The 1367-nt window shown below is 66.6% G+C and carries 1 protein-coding gene; it reads left to right on the forward strand.

The window, feature by feature from the left end; all coding sequences use genetic code 11:
• Positions 1-49: 49 nt before the first annotated feature.
• Positions 50-1327 carry an IS256 family transposase gene (locus tag ACWD01_RS37475; protein ID WP_451168462.1) on the forward strand — a complete coding sequence of 426 codons (1278 nt, stop codon included), beginning with the start codon at positions 50-52 and terminating at the stop codon, positions 1325-1327.
• The last annotated feature ends 40 nt before the right edge of the window (positions 1328-1367 follow it).

Below are 1367 nucleotides of genomic sequence, written 5' to 3' on the forward strand. Positions count from 1 at the left end.
CGGGTCTGTACGGTGAGTGGTGTAACTCCCGAGCTGGAAGCGACAGTTGATGACTGACGTGACGAGTGACGCTGAGACCGCCGTGGATGCTGTCGAGGCTGTGGACGACGCGCTGTTGAACGAGCTGATGAAGCGGGCCCGGGCCGGCGGGGTGGGCCTGACCGGTGAGGGCGGGCTGCTGCAGCAGCTGACCAAGCGGGTCCTGGAGTCAGCGTTGGAGGGCGAGCTCACCGCCCACCTGGGCCACGAGCATGGTGAGCGGGCCGACGGCGGTCGGGACAACTACCGCAACGGGCATCGGGCGAAGACGGTGGTGACCGAAGTCGGTCCGGTCGGGATCGAGGTGCCTCGGGACCGGGCGGGCACCTTCGAGCCGCAGCTGGTGAAGAAGCGGCAGCGGCGGCTGGGCGGGGTGGACGAGATGGTCCTGTCTCTGTCCGCCAAGGGGCTGACCCACGGGGAGATCTCCGCGCATCTGGCCGAGGTGTACGGCGCGGAGGTGTCGAAGTCGACGATCTCCACGATCACCGACAGCGTCCTGGCCGGCATGGTCGAATGGCAGAACCGTCCGCTGGACGCGGTCTACCCAGTGGTCTTCATCGACTGCGTGAACGTGAAGGTCAGGGACGGGCAGGTCGCCAACAGGCCGGTGTACATGGCGGTCGCGGTCACCGCCGATGGCCACCGCGACATCCTGGGCCTGTGGGTCGGTGACGGCGGCGAGGGCGCCAAGTACTGGATGCAGGTCCTGACCGAGATCAAGAATCGCGGCGCGGCGGATGTGCTGATGCTCGTCTGCGACGGACTGTCCGGGCTGCCGGACGCGGTGAATGCCGTCTGGCCTGCGGCGATCGTGCAGACCTGTGTCGTCCATCTGCTGAGGGCGTCGTTCCGTTACGCGGCCCGCCAGGACTGGGAGAAGGTCGCCAAGGCACTGCGGCCGGTCTATACCGCACCGACCGAGGAAGCTGCGCTGGAGCGGTTCGTGGAGTTCACCGAGGTCTGGGGGAAAAAGTACCCGGCGATCGTGCAGCTGTGGGAGAACTCCTGGGCCGAGTTCGTGCCGTTCCTCCAGTTCGACGTGGAGATCCGCAAGATCGTATGTACGACGAACGCGATCGAGTCAATCAACGCGAGGATCCGCAAGGCCGTCCGCGCCCGCGGGCACTTCCCCACGGAGCAGGCCGCCCTCAAATGCGTCTACCTGGCCGTGATGAGCATGGACCCGACCGGCACCGGACGCAAACGGTGGACCATGCGCTGGAAAGCCGCCCTGCAGGCCTTCGACATCGCCTTTGACGGCCGACTCACCGCCGGCCGCCGCTGAAGAAATCCGACCGAGTTCCACCGTTCGCTACACAGACCCT

This window comes from Streptomyces sp. NPDC002835 (assembly GCF_053591995.1).

Bases quoted from the DNA above. Each gene is read 5' to 3' on its own strand.
- ACWD01_RS37475 (WP_451168462.1), top strand. From the start codon at position 50: ATGACTGACGTGACGAGTGACGCTGAGACCGCCGTGGATGCTGTCGAG.